This window comes from Occallatibacter sp., assembly GCF_049802275.1.
Lineage (GTDB): Bacteria > Acidobacteriota > Terriglobia > Terriglobales > Acidobacteriaceae > Telmatobacter.
In genome coordinates this window covers 1-3,792 of sequence record NZ_JBARMD010000688.1, presented here as the reverse complement: position 1 = coordinate 3,792, position 3,792 = coordinate 1, and the positions used below count along the sequence as shown (strand labels likewise).

4 protein-coding genes are annotated in these 3,792 nt (G+C 58.9%); all 4 read right to left on the bottom strand.

Going from position 1 to position 3,792, the window contains the following annotated elements:
* Positions 1-1,130, bottom strand: a 1,130-nt coding sequence (locus tag WA354_RS23295; protein WP_472815419.1) for a hemolysin family protein, incomplete at its 3' end; no start/stop codon positions are given.
* Positions 1,127-1,726, bottom strand: coding sequence for an rRNA maturation RNase YbeY (ybeY, locus tag WA354_RS23290; RefSeq protein WP_472815418.1), 600 nt, complete (start codon positions 1,724-1,726; stop codon positions 1,127-1,129). The genes WA354_RS23295 and ybeY, both read right to left, overlap by 4 nt.
* A 62-nt stretch (positions 1,727-1,788) precedes the next feature.
* The gene (locus tag WA354_RS23285; protein ID WP_472815417.1) at positions 1,789-2,841 is read right to left on the bottom strand and encodes a PhoH family protein; all 1,053 of its coding nucleotides are present in this window, start codon (positions 2,839-2,841) and stop codon (positions 1,789-1,791) included.
* A 480-nt stretch (positions 2,842-3,321) separates the two neighbouring features.
* On the bottom strand, positions 3,322-3,792 hold a 471-nt coding region (locus tag WA354_RS23280), incomplete at its 5' end, for a TolB family protein (RefSeq protein WP_472815416.1).

Genomic DNA, 3,792 nt, shown 5'->3' with positions numbered 1-3,792 from the left:
GTGGCTTCATACTTTCCGTCCACGCCCACTTCTTCGCCAAAGAGGCTTGGCAACTCATCCACCGGGTAATCGCCGGGGACGACCCAAACACCGCCGGGCTCGCGCTGCGGATCGCCGATGTGCGCATCTTTCTCATGCTCATCGCGGATGTCACCGACAATCTCTTCGAGCAAATCTTCGATCGTCACCAGGCCGGAGACGCCTCCGTATTCATCGATGACTATCCGCATGTGCTGCTTTTCGCGCTGCATCTCGCGGAGTAATTCGTAGCCGTGCTTCGTCTCCGGAACAAAGACCGCTGGATGCTGAATGCTTGCCACGGTCCGGACTCGCGCCTCCTCGTCAGTGATCTGGAGCAGATCGTGTGCGAAGGCTATTCCAGTAACCGAGTCGAGCGTGCGTTCGTAGACAGGCACACGCGAAAAATTGTGCTCTTTGAGCATTTCGAGAAAACGCTCGATCGTGATCGACTGCGGAACCGCAAAGATCTGGGGACGCGGAGTCATGACTTCGCGCACCAGCTTTTCACCGAATTCGACTGCGGAACGCACCAGGTCCCGGTCACTCTCTTTGAGAATGCCTTCTTCCTCACCTGCTTCAAGCAGTGACTCAACGTCGGGAGCAGGCTCATCTTCTGCGGCAACGGGTCTTTCAGCGAGCGACGCGAGGGAGAAGAAAAAGCGGATGATCGCCGTGATAGGTGTCGTAAGCCACAGCAGCAGGCGAATGGGCCACACCAGGCGCGCAGCCCAGCGCCCCTTGGTGTGCGTGAAGAGCAACGAAGGCAGAATCTGGTTGCAGAAGACGACAGCCAGCAGAACGACGAGGACCGCCTGGGCGATCTCAGGATACGTGGGGCGCGCTACGTGGGGGGCGCGATCAAACAACACTGCGCCGATGGCTAGCGCGAAGACGGCCAGCGTAAGCTGTTGCAGCACAGTAGCGCAGAGAGCGGCATGCTCGCGCGTAAGGCCGATCAGCGGCTCGATCTTCTCTTCCCATTCGTCGAGATTGTCTTGCACTTCGCGGGGAAGAATCTTGCCGAACTCGGAGTAGACACGGCTGATGTAGGCGGCGAAAGTATCGACGAGTGCCACGAGGACCAGGAGCGTGAGGGTGAGCCAGCTCATGGGCGCGTGCCTTTCGGAGTTCGTGCAATCCCACCCTTTCCGCGGTGGGACTGCGGCAAGGATGGGGCACCCGACCTTGTGGCTGGGCCAACAGTCCGTTCGATGAGGCCGTGGGGGAGGCGGAGTTTGGCGCGTAGTTTCTGCTCGCGGCGTGCCATTTGGCCATTGTCCGATTCGTGATCGTAGCCTGCGAGATGAAGAAGGCCGTGCAGCATCAGGATTTTGATTTCAGTGGCAAGGGAGTTGTCTCGCTCCTCAGCCTGGCGTCGCGCGGTGTTGACGCTGATTGCCAAGTCGCCGGCAATCTTCATAGGGCCACGCGCAACGGCTGGAAACGAAAGCACGTCGGTGGCTTTGTTCTTTCCGCGAAATTGCCGGTTTAAGCGCCGGATGGCTGTATCGGTAGTCAGCAGGACTGTGACCTGGCCGCGCAACTTCAGGGCAGACTGCGCCTCACGCAGGAAACGAGCGAGGGTCCGCGCATTCGGAATGCGTTCTTTCCGCGGAGGGTCGGTTCGGGCGGAGCTCCTGGGCGTCTTCTGCAGCTTTTTCTGCGGGGGAAGGGCGGAGTCCAGATCTGGGTCGAGAAGGATCATCGTGCGCGGGGCCGCTACTGTCAGCGGCCCCGTGTCTTCACTATTTTACGCGAACCGCCAATTTACTGCGGTTTGGCTGGATGCGCGGCTTGCGGCGGCGCCTGCTGGTCGGCCGGCGGCTGGATATTTTCACCGAGATTCAACGGCAGTTCCTGCTGCTGTGGTTTCGTCGCCTCATAGGCACGAACGATGCGCTGTACAAGTGCATGGCGTACGACGTCGCCGTCGGCAAAGTGGCAGAAACAAATGCCCTCCACGCCGTCGAGGATATTGATCGCATCCAGCAAGCCAGATTTGCGCGGATTGGGCAGGTCAATCTGCGTAATGTCGCCCGTGATCACGGCCTTGGAGTTGTTGCCCATGCGGGTCAGGAACATCTTCATCTGCTCGATGGTGGTGTTCTGCGCTTCGTCCATGATGATGAAGGCGTCGTTGAGGGTGCGACCGCGCATAAAGGCCAGCGGCGCGACCTCGATGACATTCTTCTCGAGCATCTTGTCGACCTTCTCCGGATCGAGCAGGTCGTAGAGTGCGTCGTAGAGCGGGCGGAGATATGGATCGACCTTTTCCTGCAGCGTTCCGGGCAGGAAACCTAGCCGCTCGCCGGCTTCCACAGCGGGACGCACCAGCACAATGCGGCTGACTTTTTTCGCATTCATCGCAGCTACCGCCATGGCTACTGCGAGATAGGTTTTACCGGTGCCGGCCGGGCCGACGCCGAAGACCATGTCATTCTGCTCGATCGCTTCGATGTACTTGCGCTGATTGAGCGAGCGCGGCTGCACGGTGCGCTTGACGCCTGCGGAACGCTGCTTTCCTGAATCCGCCAGTGAACGCAGCGTCGTTGCCGGATCGGCTACGACCAGGCGCAGCATTCCATTCAATTCGCCATTGTGAGGATTGATGCCCTGCCGTCGGAGAGCCTCGAAGTCCTGAAAGATTCCCCGGACTCGGGCGACAGCTTCGTCTGGCCCCTTCACGTGCACGGCGTCGGATCGCAGGTCGATCCTTACACCTAGTGAATCCTCCATCAGTCTGAGGTTTTCATCGCGGGTCCCGAATAGGGGCTCAAGATTTGGCGTGATCTCCAGAGCAGCGTTCAGATGGCCTCCCATGCTCGCAATTCCCGGGTCGCTCTATCCCGGGGAAGTTGCATTTCAGTCGACGCGACCATCAGGAAGCGGCGACCTTGTTTGGAACTCCCGAGCATATTGCAACTCGGGAATTGTGGTGCCGCTGCCTCAAGGGCAGAAATCGGCTGTTGATTTGATGAGTGTGGGTGTGGAACGGGTGAAGTTCGCGAGTAATTATTTGCGAGTTGCAGAGAAAAGAGCGGGGTCCCCGGCGACGGGTCTTGGTCGCTGGGGTGCAAAATGCGCACCGGGCCGTGGCCGTTGTGAAGGATTTCCGTATTGGCGCTGGCAACCAAGTGGCTGTGTATGGGGAGAGAGTAGCGCCGGAGGTAAATTCCGTCAATCCCGCCTCGCATTAAGATTGATGCAATTAGTCACCATTTCGATACGGGGCTCAGAGGCAGCTTGATCTCCCTGAGATTGGCGTGATGATTTCAGGCCACTTCCGTGCCTGGACAGAGTTTATTGGGCGGCTGAGGCGGCTGCCAGCTTCGGGAGCGAATGCGGCTGCCATGCAGGGCCGCCTTCTTCCCATTGATCGTCGGTTAATTGCTCGACGTGCGTGCCGTCAGCGTTCATGACGAAGATTTCGCCGTACGGCTGGGGAGCCCCGATCAGCAGCGCTTCATCCTTGAATCCCATCCGCGAACTCGTGAAAAGCATTCGTTCGCCGTCGGGAGACCAGGCAATGTGGGCCTCATTTCCCCTGGTGTGTGTCAGCTGGCTGAGTTGCTTTCCATCTGGATGAATGGTCATCACTTCGAAGTTGCCGTCAATTCTGCGCATGAATGCGATCGAATCTCCGCGCGGAGACCAGACTGGAAAGTTGTCGTAGTCATCCGTCAAGGCCGTCACTGAGGAATCTGCGAGATCCATGATGCGCAGGCCCTCTCCATCGGGTCCGGAGGTGCGATAGACGATGTGCTTGCCATC

Coding starts and splice junctions, on each gene's coding strand:
- WA354_RS23285 (WP_472815417.1), bottom strand. CDS start 2,841: ATGGGAGGCCATCTGAACGCTGCTCTGGAGATCACGCCAAATCTTGAG.
- ybeY (WP_472815418.1), bottom strand. CDS start 1,726: ATGATCCTTCTCGACCCAGATCTGGACTCCGCCCTTCCCCCGCAGAAA.